Below are 16158 nucleotides of genomic sequence, written 5' to 3'. Positions count from 1 at the left end.
TCATTTTTTGGGGTTGCCATTGAACAAGAATAATTATCATCTATATCGATGGGAATGGATATTTACGCTCTGGTTAATTACGCAGGGTGACGTGAAGGTAAATAGTATGAAGGTGGACGGTAACATCTGTAACCGGATGAGCGAATGCATCGCGAGTTAAATATGATGTCTATGTTGCAGGCAGTCTTCCACCTTGTCTTTTCTCTTACCATTAATTTGAATGCAGATTCACGATGATGCGTAAACATATCCGTGATCGCGATATTTTACTCACCAGCATCCAAGACAATAAAGAATGGGGGAGGTCATACTGATATGCATACCTCGGCGGCATCTTTTCACTAAGCTGTGTTAAACATCAGGGAGGCCAAGCGGGGTTGTACTGTGTGGGTTAGCAGAAGCAATCATCGCCGTCCAGTGCAGGCTAAATGCAAACTGAAACCAAGCGACATGCAGGTAAATCGTGCCGTGCAGGCCGTGCTTGCTACCGGTGGCTGCTGGCCGTGAGACAGTTCTGGTGTGGGGAGGCAAGTCAGGAGGTTGTCCCGTGGATGACTGTATGGAATATGCAATGAGATGAGTAAAGATATATTCAATGGATCATTTATTGGTGGGTATCAGTATTGTGAAATGAGCGGTATAGCCAAGATTTCAATCATGTTAATTTGGCTCACAGTGAAAGAGAGGATATGCGGTGATTAATTATTTAATATCCAATTAAGTTCATAAAATTTACGGGGATGCCAAATATCTCTTTGGGGGTAATTAATTTAATTTGTGATGTGGCTCGCTATGAAAATAGGGGTAAGCCGGTCGAAATTGATAGAGATCAATACTGCAGGGTGGGTGAGTCCTTAGCATTTCCGCTATTAAGCATTTATCAAACAAGTGCTCACTACGGGAATAAGAAGAATGGTCGAGGATAATTTTTTATCGGCTCATGGGATTAATCGCCGTGATTTTATGAAATTGTGTGCCGGGATGGCCGCAACCCTGGGATTAAGTCAGCATGCCGTCGCCAAGATGGCCACTGCGCTCACCAGCCCCGAACGGCCGCCGGTGATCTGGATTGGGGCGCAGGAGTGCACCGGCTGTACCGAGTCACTGCTGCGGGCCACTCACCCCACCATCGAGAACCTGATCCTCAACACCATTTCGCTGGAGTACCACGAGGTACTCTCGGCGGCCTTTGGTCATCAGGCGGAAGAGAACAAGCACAACGCCATCAAGCGCTATAAAGGCAAGTATGTGCTGGTGGTGGATGGCTCCATTCCGCTCAAAGATGGTGGCGTCTACTGCATGGTGGCCGGTGAACCCATCGTCGACCATATTCGCCGTGCTGCCAGTGACGCGGCTGCGGTCATCGCCATCGGCTCCTGCGCCGCCTGGGGCGGTGTGCCTGCCAGCGGCGGCAACCCGACCGGTGCCGTCAGTCTGGAAGAGGCGCTCGGCAATATCGGCACCCCCATCATCAATATCCCGGGTTGCCCACCCAATCCCCACAACTTCCTCACCACGGTTGCCTACTACATCACCTACGGCAAGCTGCCGGCGCTGGATAGCAAGAAGCGTCCGCTGTTTGCCTATGAGCGGCTCATCCACGAGAACTGCGAGCGTCGTCCGCACTTCGACGCAGGCCGTTTTGCCAAGGAGTTTGGCGATGAGGGCCACCGGCAGGGCTGGTGTCTCTACCATCTGGGCTGCAAGGGGCCGGAGACCTACGGCAACTGCTCGACCCTGGAGTTCTGCGATGTGGGCGGCGGCATCTGGCCGGTCGGCATCGGTCACCCCTGTTATGGCTGCAACGAGCAGGGGGTCGGTTTTAGCAAGGGGATCTTCCAGCTCGCCAAGGTCGAGAACCCGACTCCGAGGGTGGATAAACCAGATGTGAAGATCCAGGAGGGGGGCTATACCTCGCCCACCGCGACCGGCCTTATCGGTGGCGCCCTCGGGGTGCTGGTGGGGGTGAGTCTGATGACGGTGCGTGAACTCGGTCGCCAGCAGAAACGCCACGAAGCCGGGCAGTCCCCATCACGGGAGGAGTAACCGTGAACAGACGCAACTTCCTCAAATTTGCCTCCGTCGGCGCGCTGGCGGCGGGCACAGCCGTACCCGACACCGCACTGGCGGCGGCCAAGAACAAGCCGCCCATTCCCGGCGCACTCGGCATGTTGTATGACTCTACCCTCTGCGTCGGCTGTCAGGCCTGTGTGGCGGAGTGTCAGCGCCTCAACGGCAACCCGGCCAATCCAGCCGGGGCGCAAACCTGGTCCAACAACGATAAGCTGACCCCCTACACCAACAACATCATTCAGGTGTGGAAGAGCGGCACTGGCGAGCACAAGGATCAGCTGGTGGATGGCTATGCCTACATCAAGAAGCAGTGCATGCACTGCGTCGATCCCAACTGCGTCTCTGTCTGTCCGGTGCAGGCTCTTAAAAAAGATCCCAAGACCGGCATCGTTCACTACGACCCGAGCGTCTGCACCGGTTGCCGCTACTGCATGGTGGGTTGCCCGTTCGATGTACCCAAATATGACTATGACAATCCGCTGGGGGCGATCCACAAGTGCGAGCTCTGCAACCAGAAGGGGCTTGAGCGAATTGATCAGGGCAAGTTGCCCGGCTGTGTCGAGGTGTGCCCCACCGGTGCCGTGATCTTCGGTACCCGCGAGGAGCTGATGGCTGAAGCCAAGCATCGTCTGCTGGCGACTCCGGGCAGCGAATATGCCTATCCGCGCCAGACCCTCTCTGCCAACGACCCCTACCTGCACGAGGTGCCCAACTACCAGCCTTACGTCTATGGCGAGAAGGAGGGGGGCGGCACCCAGGTGCTGGTGCTGGCCGGGGTGCCCTATACCAAGCTCGACATGCCCGATCTGCCGGAGCTCTCATCCGGTGCCCGCTCCGAGCATATCCAGCACACCCTCTACAAGGGGATGGTGCTGCCCATGGTGGTGCTGACCGGCCTTTCGGTGCTCATTCGCCGCAACACCAAGAATGGTCACGATCACCATCACGATGATGGCCATGATCAGGGGAGTGCGCAGATCAAGGATCAGGGCACCACAAAGGGAGGCAAGGATCATGAGTAACCACAAGGCGTATCCCCTCGGCGGCAAGCTGGTCAGCTGGCCTGTGCTGGTGCTGGCCCCCTTTGCCGTGCTGTGCGGCATGTTGATTTTAAAACGCCTCGTCTTCGGTCTGGGTTCGGTCACCGATCTGAATGGCGGTTATCCCTGGGGACTCTGGATCTCGTTCGATCTATTGATCGGTACCGGTTTCGCCTGCGGCGGCTGGGCACTGGCCTGGGCGGTCTATGTGTTCAACCGGGGCGAGTATCACCCGCTGGTGCGACCGGCCCTGTTGGCGAGCCTGTTCGGCTACTCGCTGGGCGGCCTCTCCATCACCATCGACGTGGGGCGTTACTGGAACCTTCCGTACTTCTACCTGCCCGGTCACTTCAACACCTCCTCAGTGCTGTTCGAGACGGCGGTCTGCATGACCATCTATATCGGGGTGATGGCGCTGGAGTTTGCTCCCGTGCTGCTGGAGAAGTTCGGCTGGAAGGCGTCACTCATTCGCCTCAACAAGATCATGTTCTTCGTGCTGGCGCTGGGGGCTCTGCTGCCCACCATGCACCAATCCTCCATGGGCTCGTTGATGATCGTCGCGGGGGAGAAGATCCATCCGCTCTGGCAAAGCTACGAGTTGCTGCCGGTCTTTTCGCTGCTGACCGCATTTATCATGGGCTTCTCCATCGTGGTATTTGAGGGCTCCTTGGTGCAGGCCGGATTGGCGGGACGGGGCCCCAACGAGAAGTCGCTCTTCTACAAACTGACCCAGGTGATCGACATCTTCCTGATCCTGTTTGTGGCGCTGCGCTTTGCCGAGATCGTCATCCACGACAAGTCGGAATACCTCTCCGAGTTCAACCGCTACTCCATTCTGTTCTGGAGCGAGATCGCGCTGATGATCTTCCCGCTGCTGGTGTTCCACTGGGACAAGAGCCGCAGGGACTCGCGCATGTTGTTCCTGGGGGCCCTCAGCATGCTGCTGGGCGCCGCCCTCTGGCGACTGGATTACTCCCTGCTCGCCTTCAACCCCGGCAATGGCTACCACTACTTCCCCTCTGCGGAGGAGGTGCTGATCTCTCTGGGCTTTGTTGCCATCGAGGTGTGTGCCTATTTGCTGTTGATCCGGCTCTTGCCGGTACTGCCATCACTTGAACGTGTTCACCAAGATTATCAGGCCCGAGGGAAAGCCAACGTATGAGCCAACGTATCACCATAGACCCCATCACCCGCATTGAGGGGCACCTGCGTATCGACTGCGAAATCGAAGGCGGTAAAGTGACCAAAGCCTGGTCGTCCGGCACCATGTGGCGCGGGATGGAGGAGATCGTCAAGGGCAACGACCCGCGCGATGCCTGGATGATTGTGCAGCGCATCTGCGGGGTATGTACCTCCATTCACGCCATCGCCTCGGTGCGGGCGGTGGAGAACGCCATTGGCGCCAAGGTGCCGGTCAACGCCCAGTTTATCCGCAACCTCATCATCGCGGCCCACAACATCCACGATCACATCGTCCACTTCTATCAGCTCTCCGCGCTGGACTGGGTGGACATCACCGCGGCCCTTGAAGCCAATCCGCAAAAAGCGGCGGACATGCTCAAGGGGATATCGACCTGGTCTCTCAACAGTGCCGACGAGTTGACCAAGGTGCAGGACAAGATCCGCGTGCTGGTGGCGAGCGGCCAGCTTGGCATCTTTGCCAACGGTTACTGGGGTCACAAGGAGATGAAGCTGAGCCCGGAGGTAAACCTCATCGCCGTGGCCCACTACCTGCAGGCACTGGAGTGTCAGCGCGATGCCAACCGTATTGTCGCCATCCTCGGTGGCAAGAGCCCGCACATCCAGAATCTGGCGGTGGGCGGCGTGGCCAATCCCATCAATCTGGATGCACCGAGCGTGCTCAACCTGGAGCGGCTGCTCTATGTGAAGAGCTTTATCGACCGGCTTGGCGAGTTTATCGAGCAGGTCTACAAGGTGGATGCTGCCATCATCGCTGCCCACTACCCCGAGTGGCTGAACCTGGGGCAGGGGGCCAAGCACTACCTGAGCGTGCCGGAGCTCCCCACCGACGCCAACGGCGGCAGCTTCCTGATGCCGGGCGGCTATATCGAGAATGGCAATCTGGCAGGTTATCGCCCCATCGAGAGTCATCAGGATGCTTGGCTGATGGATGGCATCGCCGAGAGCAACAAGCACGCCTGGTACAAGGATGACGCCCCCCTCAAGCCCTGGGAGGGCAAGACCGAGCCCGATTACACCGGCTGGCAGGATGACGGCAAATACTCCTGGGTCAAATCCCCCACCTTCTACGGCAAGGTGGTGGAGGTGGGGCCGCTTGCAGACCTCTTGGTCAAGCTGGCCGCCAAACACCCGGAGACGGTAGCGCACTTCGATCAGCTGAACGGCATCTACAAGGCGCTCACCGGCTCTGCCATCAAGACCGAGCAGCTGCACTCCACCATGGGTCGCATTATCGGTCGCGCGGTGCGCTGCTGCGTGCTCAAAGAAACCCTGGCGCACCAGTGGAAGGCGCTGGTGGACAACATCGGCAAGGGGGATACCACCGCCTATATCAAGGCGGAGATCCCGGCGGATAAAGAGTTTCGCGGAGTGGGCTTTGAAGAGGCGCCGCGCGGCATGCTCTCCCACTGGATCGTCATCAAGGGCGGCAAGATCGAGAACTATCAGGCGGTGGTACCATCGACCTGGAACTCGGGCCCGCGCAACTTCAACGATGAACCCGGCCCCTACGAGCAATCGCTGGTAGGCACCCCCGTAGCCGATCCGGCCAAGCCGCTGGAAGTGGTGCGCACCATCCACTCGTTCGACCCCTGCATGTCCTGCGCTGTGCATGTGGTGGATACCCAAAATGGCGAAACGACTCAGGTGAAGGTGCTGTGATGAACACCTTGATCCTGGGCGTGGGCAACCTGCTCTTGAGTGACGAGGCCGTCGGCGTGCGCATCGTTGAGGGGCTGGGGCGCAACTACCGTTTCGCCCCCGGCATCGAGCTGCTCGACGGCGGTACCGCCGGCATGGAGTTGCTCGAAGCGATGGCCAGTCGCGATCACATCATTCTGGTTGATGCGGTGCGCAGCGGTAATCCGCCGGGCACAGTGGTGACTCTGAAGGATGAGGAGATCCCGACCCTGTTTGGCCGCAAGATCTCCCCGCACCAACTGGGGCTGGCGGACGTGCTCTCGGCGCTGCACATGACAGGGGAGTCGCCCAAGCGGCTCACCCTGATCGGGGTCGAGCCCGAATCCCTCGAGCCCCGTATCGGCCTCACCCCCGTGGTGGCGGCTGCCATGGGGGAGGCGACGGATCGGATTTTGACCCTGCTGGCTGCCGTTGGCGCGCCCGCGATTGCGCTCTCTGAGCAGGAGAAAGCTGAACAAGCACGGGAGGGCCTATGGCGCAGTCCTATTTAAGCGAGGCTGAGAGAGTGCTGGAGAGAGTACCGGAGACAGCGCAGGAGTTTGCCGGTTTTGCCAGCAATCCCGCGCCTCTGCTGGTAGCCCAGTACGAGCGGATCGCTCGCGAAGAGATGCAGGCGTTGCCCTTCTATCACCCGGACATGCCAATCGTTGCGGAGTGCGTGTTGTTTGAAGACCAGTGGCTTGGCTGCGTGCTCACCCCCTGGATGCTGAGCGTGGTGGTGCTGCCGGGGCCGGATCAGCTTTGGCCGGTGCGCAGCAGCAGCGATCGGCTCGCCCTGCAGCTCCCCTGCGGCAACATGACCTTTATGGTGGGTGAATTGCCCGAGACGGGACAGCTGCTGGCTTGCTCCCTGATGTCGCCGCTCGATCCCCATCTCGTTACCGGGGAGGGGCGAGCACTGGTGAGCAGCACCCTCAAAATGCTGCTCTCCTTGCCGGTACAACAAGGGGCTGTCGGCGTGGATCTGGGCCGCAGACGGCTATTCGGTGCCCGGCGCGGTCAACCGGCATAGTCGCTAGGTTTCACGCGAAATCAAGTTTAGAATAGGGGGCCATTTTGGCCCCTCACTCCCATGTTCAGACACGCATTCCACCTCTTTTTTGAGTGATGATCCGTGAGTGGTACAAAACAAGAAGGATCCCCATGACTGTTCCACGCAATTCTCTTCGCCATTACGCCAGATCCAGCGCTACCGCTCTGTTGACCCTGCTGCTGGGCACCGCTTCTCACGCGGTGCTGGCCGCCGCCCAATCTGTGCCTGCCGAGCTCAAGCTCGCCATCGGAGCCGAACCCACCGAAGGGTTTGACCCTCTGCTTGGCTGGAGCCACGGCAGCTACCTGCTGCTGCACAGCCCGTTGCTCAAGCAGAACGCCGATCTCAGCTGGCAGAATGTGCTCACCCAATCGGTGACCCCGAGCAAGGATGGCAAGGAGTGGCTCATTACCCTCAAGCCTGACCTGAAATTCTCCAACGGCGCGCCGCTCACCGCCGAGGATGTGGCCTTTACCTACAACAGCGCCGCCAAGGGTGGCGGCAAGATCGACATGGGCAACTTTGTCTCGGCCAAGGTGCTCTCGCCCACCGAGGTGGCCATCACTCTTAGCGCCCCTCAGAGCACCTTCGTCAACGTGCTGGGATCTTTGGGGATAGTGTCGAAGCGGGATTACGACGCAAAAGCCTATGCCCAAAAGCCGGTCGGTGCCGGCCCCTACCGGTTGGTGAGCTTCCTGCCCGGGCAGCAACTGGTGGTGGAGGCGAACCCCTATTACGCTGGTGGCAACAATGACTTCAAACGGCTGGTCTTTGTCTTTATCGATGAAGAGAGCGCCTATGCTGCCGCCCAGAGCAGCCAGCTCGATGTGGTGCGCATTGCCCCGTCGCTGGCGCCCACCGTGCCTGCTTCCCTCAAGCTGTGGGTGCGGCCGAGTGTAGAGAACCGCGGCATCGTCTTCCCCATTCCTGCTGCTGGTAAAAAAGATGCCAAGGGTTATCCCATCGGCAACGACGTGACCTCGGATGTGGCGGTGCGCCGCGCCATCAACTACGCCATCGACCGCAAGCTGCTGGCCGATCAACTGCTGGAAGGGCACGCTATCCCCGCCTACAGCGCGGTAGAAGGCTTGCCCTGGCTAAACAAAGCCACCGCCTTCAAGGATGGAGATGCCGCCCACGCCAACGCCCTGCTCGACGAGGCGGGTTGGAAGATGGGCAGTGACGGCATTCGCCACAAGGGCGACCTGAGAGCCGCCTTTACCCTCTGGTACACCAGTGGCGACAGCACCCGCCGGGATCTGGCGGAAGCGGTGCGGGCCATGCTCAAACCCATCGGCCTCGAAGTGAGCCTCAAGTCCGGCAGCTGGGAGCAGGTGGAGCGGGAGATGCACGCCAATCCGGTGCTGATGGGGTGGGGGAGTCTGGATCCCATGGAGCTCTATCACCACTACCAGAGCGGCTCCGGTGGCGTGGAGTTCTACAACCCGGGCTACTACAGCAACCCTGTTGTGGATGGCCACCTCAAGCAGGCGCTGGATGCTCCGAACTGGCAGGCGGCCGTGCCGTTCTGGCAGCAGGTGGAGTGGGATGGCAAAACCGGCGCCGGGGTACAGGGGGATGCCGCCTGGGCCTGGCTGCTCAATGTGCAGCACACCTATCTCGCCAACCGTTGCATCGATCTTGGCAAGGGGGCGCCGGAAATCCACGGTAGCTGGTCCCTGCTCAACAACCTGCAGGATTGGCGGTGGACGTGCCGGTAAGTTCGCCCTTGAGTCATTCAGGTTATCTGTTGCTAAAAGCCCTGCTGCGTCTGGCAGGGCTGTTATGTCTGGTCTCGGTCGCCACCTTTGTGCTGCTGAGTTACTCCCCCATTGATCCCATCAAGGCCTATATCGGCAACGATCTGCTCCATGTGCCGCCAGAGCAATACGCCCGCATCGCCGCTCGCTGGGGGTTGGATCAGCCGCTCTGGCTGCGCTACTGGCACTGGTTTAGCCAGGTGCTGCAGGGGGATCTCGGTTACTCCATGCTCTACAACGCGCCTGTGGGTGAGGTCATAGGCCAGCGCTTTGCCGCCTCCTTCCTGCTGCTGGCGGGCGCCTGGCTGCTCTCCGGTTTTTTCGGGATTCTGCTGGGCCTCTGCGCCGGTCGCTATCTCAACCGCTGGCCCGATCGCCTGATTTGCCGTTTTGCCTACCTGCTCGCCTCCTTGCCCACCTTCTGGGTCGGCCTCTTGCTGCTCGCCCTGTTTGCGGTGCACTGGCCGCTACTGCCAGTCTGCTGCGCCTGGTCGCCGGGGCTTGTGGCCGATGAGGCGGATTGGGCCATGCGGTTGCGTCATCTGTCGTTGCCGGTCACAACCCTGGCCCTGCTGGGGCTTGGCAATATTGCGCTGCACACCCGGGGTCGGGTGGCCGAGGTGTTGGAGAGTGACTTTATCCGCTACGCCCGCGCTCAGGGGGATGGCGGCTGGCCCATGCTGCGTTTTCATGTGCTGCGCCACGCCCTGACCCCGGCGCTCTGCCTGCAGTTTGCCTCCCTTGGCGAGCTGATTGGCGGGTCGCTCTTGGCCGAGAAGGTCTTCTCCTATCCGGGGCTCGGCCAGGCCACCGTGGATGCGGGGCTGCGGGGGGATATTCCCCTGCTGATGGGAATCGTGCTTTTCTGCACCCTGCTGGTCTTTATTGGCAACACGGTGGCCAGTGTGCTGTTGGCCCGCATTAATCGGGGCTGGGAGGGCGAGCATGCTGTTTAATCCGCTTCCCTCCATACTGCGGCTGGGTTTTGCCCTGCTCGGATTGGCGATGCTGGCCACTTACGGCTGGAGCCTCTCTCATCAGGATGTGCCGATGGATCTGCTGGCGCGCCAGCAGCCCCCCTCGCTGGCCCACTGGTTCGGCACCGATCAGATGGGGCGGGATCTCTGGTTGCGGGCCTTTCAGGGCACCCTCACCAGTCTGGAGCTGGGGATCAGCACGGCGCTCTGTAGCGGGTTGCTGGCCATGGTGGCGGCAAGCGTATCGCTCATTCACCCCAGATGTGATGCGGCGGTACGAATGGTGATCGACGCCATGCTGGCGCTGCCCCATATGCTGCTCTTGATCCTTATCTGCTTTACCGTGGGGGGCGGTATGCGCGGGGTGATCCTGGCGGTGGCGCTCACCCACTGGCCCAAACTGGCGCTCATTCTCCGCGCAGAAGCGCGGCGGATCGCCTGCAGCGACTATGTGGTGCTGGCCCGCTGTCAGGGGATGGGGGCGCTGCGTCGCTGGCGCACCCACCTGCTACCGGGCCTGTTGCCCCAGTGGTTTATCGGCACCTTGCTGATGTTTCCCCATGCGGTATTGCATAGCGCGGCTTTGAGCTTTCTCGGCTTTGGCCTAGCGGCCCACGAGGCCTCGCTGGGTCTGCTGCTGGCCGATGCGCTGCGTTATCTGGCCGGTGGCGGCTGGTGGCTGGCCCTCTTCCCGGGGCTGATGTTGCTGCTGCTGGTATTGCTGTTTGATCAGGCAACCCGCGCTCTGCAACAGCTGTTGTGGCACAGGAGTGAACCATGCTGAGTTTTGATCAGGTGACCATAGAGGCGGCCCACTACTCTTGGCTGGGACGGCGCAGTTGGCAGCCATTGCTGACCGATATCAGCCTGCAACTGGCGCCCGGCGAAATCGTGGCGCTGGTGGGGGGGAGCGGCGAGGGCAAGAGCCTGTTGCTGCAAAGCGCCCTGACCCTGCTGCCGGACAACCTGCGGATGCGCGGCACCATCTCCCTCGATGGCACTCCTCTGTGCGATGCCAGCCGGGCCAGTTTGCGCGGGCACACCCTCTGCTATGTGCCACAGGGGGTAAGCGCCCTCAATCCATTGCTGACGGTGGAGCGCCAGCTGGGCCGGGCGGCGCGCCTCTGCGGCCAGAGCGGTTCTCGCGAGCGGCTCGGCGAGCAGCTGCTGCGCTATCAGCTGCCCGCGACCACCCTGGACAGGTACCCGCGCCAGCTCTCCGGCGGCATGGCCAAGCGCATTCTGGCCTGCACCGCGGCCCTTGGCGGTGCTCGCTACATTCTGGCAGACGAGATCACCGCCTGGCTCGACGAGGGGCTGGCCTGTCTGCTGCTCGGCCAGTTGCGTGAATTGGCCAATCAGGGCAGCGGTATCCTCTGGGTGACCCACGATCTGGCGCTGGCGGCCCGTTTTGCCGATCGCATCGTGGCGCTGCATCAGGGCCAAGTGAGCGATACCTTGAGTTGCCACCATCTGCGCCAGGGGCAGGGGAGCGAGATGCTCCGCGCCCACTGGCAGGCGCTGCCGGAGTTCAACGCGCTCTTCTCTGTGCCGGAGGTTTCCTGATGTTTGAAGTACGAAATCTCACTATCGCCCAGGGGGAACGTCCCCTCTGGCAGGGGTTATCGCTGACGGTGAAAGCGGGGGAGCGGCTCGGCATCTCCGCCCCGAGCGGTTATGGCAAAACCACGCTGGGACGGGTATTGGCGGGTTGGCAACCGGTTGGGGCTGGCGGGCAGATCCTGCTGGATGGGCAACCGGTGCCTGAACAGGTAAAAGGTTATAACCCCATCCAGCTGGTGCCCCAGCACCCGGAGCTCACCTTCAATCCCTATCGCACCACCGGGCAGGCGTTGTGGGACGTATGGCGCCCCGATGAGGCCATGCTGGCCCGCTTTATGGTCAAGCCTGAATGGCTTGGCCGCAAACCCGGTCAGCTCTCCGGCGGCGAGCTGGCCCGCATCGCGCTGCTGCGCGCCCTCGATCCCCGCACTCGACTGCTGATTGCCGACGAGGTGACCGCCCAACTGGATCCGCAAATCCAGCGCCAGCTCTGGCAGGAGTTGATGATTGAGTGCGAACAGCGTGGGCTTGGCATGGTGATTTTCAGCCACCAGCAGGCGCTGCTGCGCCAGATCTGCCATCGGGTGCTGCGCTTTGGTGAGGCGCCTGCGGAGCAGGAGGCGATGGCCCGTAGCGTGGCCTGAGGATTGGCTTCCCCCTCATCCCCAGCCCTTCTCCCGCAAGGGGAGAAGGGAGCAGAAGGTGCCATTTCGCCAGGCTCGGGGTTTAGGGTTTGGAGAACCTTGGGGTTTGAAGATATGGCTGGTTGTTATGCTCGAAGCCCCCTGAGGGGTTTGAGGGCGTCGTATAGCCGCGGCATCCACAAACCGGTTCCCTCTCCCTGGGGAGAGGGCCAGGGTGAGGGGAAGCGAGTGTGGGATGCTGGCCATTTTGGACGGATAGCATGACCGACAAGGTCTACAGATAAAAGAGAGGGAGGCATCAGCCTCCCTCTCTTGCTATCCGCCGTTGGTAACGGCATTTAACCGGTTCTGGTTCAGGCCGTGGCCAGCCAGTTAAGCCAGGCATCCATCCCTTCGCCGGTGGTGGCGCTGACCTGGATCACCTGGATATAGGGGTTGACCCGTTTGGCGTTCTCGATGCAGCGGGCCACGTCAAAGCTGACGTAGGGCAGCAGATCGATCTTGTTGATCACCATCAGCTGGGCGGCGGCGAACATGTCCGGGTACTTGAGGGGCTTCTCTTCCCCCTCGGTGACGGAGAGGATCGCCACCTTGTACTTCTCGCCGAGATCGAAGCTGGCGGGGCAGACCAGATTGCCCACGTTCTCGATAAAGAGGATGCCCCCTTCATTGGCGGGCAGCTGGTGGCAGGCGTCGTGAACCATCTTGGCATCCAGATGGCAGCCCTTGCCGGTGTTGATCTGCACGGCAGGGACGCCGGTGGCACGAATGCGATCCGCGTCGGCACTGGTCTGCTGATCCCCTTCGATCACCGCGCAGGGGCGCTTGTCGGCCAGCTGGCGCAGGGTTTCGCACAGCAAAGTGGTCTTGCCTGAACCCGGGCTAGAGACGAGATTGAGCACCAGCTGGGCCGCCTCGTCGAAGTGCTCGCGGTTGTGGGTTGCCAGCGCATTGTTCTTGGCCAGCACATCCATCTCAATGGCGATCAGCTGACGCTGCCCCATGCCGGGCACCGACAATCCCGCTTCCCCTTTGCCGTAGTGCAGATCACCGTGCTGATGGTCATGGTCATGGCTGTGATCATGGGGGTGTGCGTGGGAATGGCCGTGGTCATGAGACTGGGCGTGATCATGATGATGGTCGCGGGGGTGATCATGACCCTCATGGCTTATGGGGGCTCGCACCCCGTGGTAGTGGTGATGGACATCTCCCTGATGGTGGTAGTGGTGGTGAATGATCAGGGTGCGTGGCGCACTCTGCTCGTGATCATGATGGTGATGGGCGTCATGAGCATGATGATGGTCGTGCTTATGATCATGTTCGTGATGATGCTCATGATCGTACTCATGGCCGGCAATCCGCGCCTGGCCGCATCCGCATACGCTACACATATCAACTAACCTCGATGTCGGTGATGCGCAGGCTATCACCCTGCGCGACTCGTAATTTGTATCCGCCACACCCGGGGCAGGCCTGCCCGCGCTCGGTGAGGGTGACCGTCTGGTTGCAGTCGTAACACCAGGCCTCTGCCGCCTTGTGCTGAAAGTGCAGTTGGGCCCCTTCGACGGCGGTGCCCTTGGCGGCTGCCTCGAAGCAGAAGGCAATGGTGTCCGGGTCGACGCAGGAGAAGCTGCCAACCTCGAGCCAGAGGGCGGTCACCCTGGTAAAGCCCCGCTGGGTGGCCTGCTCGGCCGCCAGATCGATGGCAGCCATGGCCAGAGACATTTCGTGCATGGTGACTCCTTAACCGATATGGGGAGGAGCAGTGACTCCTCCCTGTAATTGACAGAACGGCATGGCCGCTCAACAGATCCGCGGCAGCAGCTCCCCTTGCGGCAGCTCCAGATAGCGGCGGCTGCCCCAGGGGTTGTTGAGGATCACCTTGTGGCGATCGCTCGCCTGCACCACGCCGATCTGGCTGGCGGCGGGGTTGAATTGCCGCAAGATGCCCAGCGCGTCCTGCGCCTGTTCGGCAGGCAGGGCCAGCACCATGGTTCCCTCGTTGGCGAGATCATGGGGCTCGAAACCGTAGAGCTCGCACAGGCCGCGCACCGGATCGCACACCGGAATGGCTGATTCCTCCAGCTCGATGGCAACACCGGAGGCGCTGCTCCACTCGTTGAGCACGGCGGCAAGGCCACCGCGGGTGGCATCGCGCAGGGCGTGAGGGGTAATCCCCGCTTTTAGCAACGCTTCTACCTGCGGCCAGAGGGTGGTGCAGTCGCTCTTGAGATCGGAGCCCAGTTGCAGGGCGTCACGGGCCATCAGGATGCAGGCGCCGTGGCTGCCGATATCCCGCGACACAAGAATGGCGTCACCGGCTTTGAGGTTGCGTACCGAGATGCCCCGGCTCTGCTCAGGCCGCGGAAAGGTGCCGACCCCGCTGGTGTTGATAAAGATCTTGTCGGCCGCCCCCTTGGGCACCACCTTGGTGTCGCCGCAGACTATGCGGGCACCGCTCTTGGCAAGTTCGGCCGCCATCGACTCGACGATGCGGGCGAGATCGGCGTAGGGGAAGCCTTCCTCGATGATAAAGCTGCAGCTCAGATACTCGGGCTTGGCCCCCATCATGGCGAGATCGTTGACCGTACCGGCGATGGCCAGCTTGCCGATATCGCCCCCCTCGAAGAAGAGCGGCGAGACGGTAAAGCTGTCGGTGGTGAAGGCGACGGGGCCGTTTACCGGCAGCAGGGCGGCATCTTCACCGCGCAGCAGGATCTCGTTGCCAAAGTGGCGAAAGAAGAGCTGATTGATCAGCTGGTTCATCTCCACACCGCCGCCGCCGTGGCTTAACTGAATTTCTCTCATTGGATCCCCATATATCGGTAGTAGGCATTGCAGGCCCCTTCGGAGCTGACCATGCAGCTGCCCATGGGCTGGGTCGGGGTGCAGCCCCGGCCAAAGACTTTGCACTGGTTTGGCTTGGCCAGGCCGCGCAGGATATCGGCGCACTGGCACGCCTTGTGGTCATCGATGGGAGTCTGATTAAGCGCAAAGTGACGCTCCGCATCGCGCTTGGCGAAGGCATCGCGCAGGCGCAGGGCGGAGGCGTTGATATCCCCCAGACCTCGCCAGCGAAAGTGCTCGCGGGTCTCGAAAAAGCGCTCGACCAGCCGCTGGGCGGCTTTATTGCCACTGGCGGTGACGGCGCGGCTGTATTGCACCTCCAGCGCGTAACGACCCTCCACCTTCTGGCGCACCATCATCAAGAGCGCCTCCATCACATCCACCGGCTCGAAACCGCTCACCACCACCGGCACCTGATAGCGATCGACGATAGGCAGGTAGATATCGGCGCCGGTGATGACGCTGACGTGGGAGGGGCCGATAAAGGCGTTCACCTTGGCGACCCCGTCGGCCATCACCGCATGAATGGCGGGGGGCACCAGCACATGGTTGATATGAAACAGCAGGTTCTCAATCCCCTCAGCTTCAGCCGCAGCCAGCAAGGCGGCGGTCATGGGGGTAGAGGTCTCGAAACCGATGGCGAAGAAGACCACGGTTTTGTCCGGGTTCTCACGGGCGATGCGCAGGGCATCGAGGGGGTCATAGACCGGGCGGATATCGCTCCCCTTGGCCCGTTGCTGGGCCAGCGTGCCTTTGGAGCCCGGCACCCGGATCATGTCCCCCAGGGTGACCAGAATGACATTCGGTTGACTCGCCAGCTCGATGGCCTGATCGATGCGTTCTTTCGGCATGATGCAGACCGGGCAGCCGGGGCCGTGGACGAACTCAATGCTGGCCGGCAGCAGCTGGTGCAGGCCGTACTTCATGATGGTGTGGGTATGGCCGCCACACACCTCCATCACCCGCAGCGGTTCGGGCAGATCTTTGGCCAGTTCGGTGATTTGGGCGGCGAGGGCGCGGATCACCTCGGGCTGGCGAAAGCCCTGAAACAGGTCATTGAGGGTCAGCATGGCAAGATATCCTGTTTGGGCATCAGGGCCACCATCTGGCGGAAGCTCTCGAGGCTGGCCTGCGCCTCCTCTTCGTCAATCTTGCTCATCACAAAGCCGATATGGAGCAGCACATAGTCGCCAATGTTGAGAGGCTCTTCGAGCAGCATGCAGCTGACGCGCCGCTGCACCCCCAGGGTATCGACGGTGACGCAGTTGTCTTCGGGGTGCAGCTGCACCACCTGAGAGGGGATGGATAGACACATGAATT

17 protein-coding genes are annotated in these 16158 nt (G+C 61.0%); 12 read left to right on the top strand and 5 right to left on the bottom strand.

The genetic code is table 11. The features are described 5' to 3' along the window. The first annotated feature begins 912 nt into the window (after positions 1-912). The 11 genes from hybO to G5195_RS03130 all read left to right on the top strand — a co-directional run bounded on the left by hybO (position 913) and on the right by G5195_RS03130 (position 11991). Entirely contained in the window at positions 913-2046 is a 1134-nt protein-coding gene (hybO, locus tag G5195_RS03180) for a hydrogenase 2 small subunit (protein ID WP_267516527.1), read from the top strand. A 2-nt stretch (positions 2047-2048) separates the two neighbouring features. Next, the gene (hybA, locus tag G5195_RS03175) at positions 2049-3095 is read left to right on the top strand and encodes a hydrogenase 2 operon protein HybA (protein ID WP_421235827.1); all 1047 of its coding nucleotides are present in this window, start codon (positions 2049-2051) and stop codon (positions 3093-3095) included. Continuing rightward, a complete protein-coding gene (gene hybB / locus G5195_RS03170; RefSeq protein ID WP_257725435.1) occupies positions 3088-4275 on the top strand; it encodes a Ni/Fe-hydrogenase cytochrome b subunit in 1188 nt (395 codons plus the stop codon). Before hybA ends, hybB begins: the two co-directional genes overlap by 8 nt. Beyond that, positions 4272-5975 carry a hydrogenase 2 large subunit gene (gene hybC, locus G5195_RS03165; protein WP_421235826.1) on the top strand — a complete coding sequence of 568 codons (1704 nt, stop codon included), beginning with the start codon at positions 4272-4274 and terminating at the stop codon, positions 5973-5975. The genes hybB and hybC overlap by 4 nt, the downstream gene beginning before the upstream one ends. Then, complete coding sequence (locus G5195_RS03160; protein WP_421235825.1) at positions 5975-6505, top strand: HyaD/HybD family hydrogenase maturation endopeptidase; 531 nt, start codon at positions 5975-5977, stop codon at positions 6503-6505. Before hybC ends, G5195_RS03160 begins: the two co-directional genes overlap by 1 nt. After that, positions 6487-7026, top strand: a complete 540-nt coding sequence (hybE, locus tag G5195_RS03155; protein WP_421235824.1) for a hydrogenase-2 assembly chaperone — start codon at positions 6487-6489, stop codon at positions 7024-7026. The genes G5195_RS03160 and hybE overlap by 19 nt, the downstream gene beginning before the upstream one ends. Positions 7027-7157: 131 nt before the next feature. Continuing rightward, complete coding sequence (locus G5195_RS03150; RefSeq protein WP_421235823.1) at positions 7158-8768, top strand: ABC transporter substrate-binding protein; 1611 nt, start codon at positions 7158-7160, stop codon at positions 8766-8768. After that, positions 8753-9763: an ABC transporter permease gene (locus tag G5195_RS03145; protein WP_421235822.1), complete on the top strand. Its 1011-nt coding sequence runs from the start codon at positions 8753-8755 to the stop codon at positions 9761-9763. The genes G5195_RS03150 and G5195_RS03145 overlap by 16 nt, the downstream gene beginning before the upstream one ends. Continuing rightward, a complete protein-coding gene (locus tag G5195_RS03140) occupies positions 9753-10568 on the top strand; it encodes an ABC transporter permease (RefSeq protein ID WP_421235821.1) in 816 nt (271 codons plus the stop codon). The genes G5195_RS03145 and G5195_RS03140 overlap by 11 nt, the downstream gene beginning before the upstream one ends. Next, on the top strand, positions 10562-11350 hold the full coding sequence (locus tag G5195_RS03135) for an ATP-binding cassette domain-containing protein (protein ID WP_421235820.1): 789 nt from the start codon (positions 10562-10564) through the stop codon (positions 11348-11350). Before G5195_RS03140 ends, G5195_RS03135 begins: the two co-directional genes overlap by 7 nt. Beyond that, a complete protein-coding gene (locus tag G5195_RS03130) occupies positions 11350-11991 on the top strand; it encodes an ATP-binding cassette domain-containing protein (RefSeq protein WP_421235819.1) in 642 nt (213 codons plus the stop codon). Before G5195_RS03135 ends, G5195_RS03130 begins: the two co-directional genes overlap by 1 nt. A gap of 353 nt (positions 11992-12344) precedes the next feature. Here the strand turns inward: G5195_RS03130 and hypB are convergent, their stop codons facing one another. Beyond that, positions 12345-13175, bottom strand: coding sequence for a hydrogenase nickel incorporation protein HypB (gene hypB, locus G5195_RS03125; protein ID WP_421235818.1), 831 nt, complete (start codon positions 13173-13175; stop codon positions 12345-12347). Here hypB and G5195_RS03120 point away from each other — a divergent pair. After that, positions 13062-13391, top strand: coding sequence for a hypothetical protein (locus tag G5195_RS03120; protein WP_421235817.1), 330 nt, complete (start codon positions 13062-13064; stop codon positions 13389-13391). The two genes, hypB and G5195_RS03120, sit on opposite strands and share 114 nt — an antisense overlap. Here G5195_RS03120 and hypA read toward each other — a convergent pair. From hypA to G5195_RS03100, 4 genes are all read right to left on the bottom strand, one after another. After that, positions 13384-13725 carry a hydrogenase maturation nickel metallochaperone HypA gene (hypA, locus tag G5195_RS03115; RefSeq protein WP_421235816.1) on the bottom strand — a complete coding sequence of 114 codons (342 nt, stop codon included), beginning with the start codon at positions 13723-13725 and terminating at the stop codon, positions 13384-13386. The two genes, G5195_RS03120 and hypA, sit on opposite strands and share 8 nt — an antisense overlap. Before the next feature lie 69 nt (positions 13726-13794). Continuing rightward, positions 13795-14799 carry a hydrogenase expression/formation protein HypE gene (gene hypE, locus G5195_RS03110; protein ID WP_236317687.1) on the bottom strand — a complete coding sequence of 335 codons (1005 nt, stop codon included), beginning with the start codon at positions 14797-14799 and terminating at the stop codon, positions 13795-13797. Continuing rightward, positions 14796-15908, bottom strand: coding sequence for a hydrogenase formation protein HypD (gene hypD / locus G5195_RS03105; RefSeq protein WP_042053817.1), 1113 nt, complete (start codon positions 15906-15908; stop codon positions 14796-14798). Before hypD ends, hypE begins: the two co-directional genes overlap by 4 nt. After that, positions 15902-16153: a HypC/HybG/HupF family hydrogenase formation chaperone gene (locus G5195_RS03100; protein ID WP_043819819.1), complete on the bottom strand. Its 252-nt coding sequence runs from the start codon at positions 16151-16153 to the stop codon at positions 15902-15904. Before G5195_RS03100 ends, hypD begins: the two co-directional genes overlap by 7 nt. Between the last annotated feature and the right edge of the window lie 5 nt (positions 16154-16158).

It is taken from the genome of Aeromonas sp. 601039, assembly GCF_049174415.1.
Classification (GTDB): Bacteria; Pseudomonadota; Gammaproteobacteria; order Enterobacterales; family Aeromonadaceae; genus Aeromonas; species Aeromonas veronii_A.
This window is presented reverse-complemented; position numbering and strand designations above follow the sequence as displayed.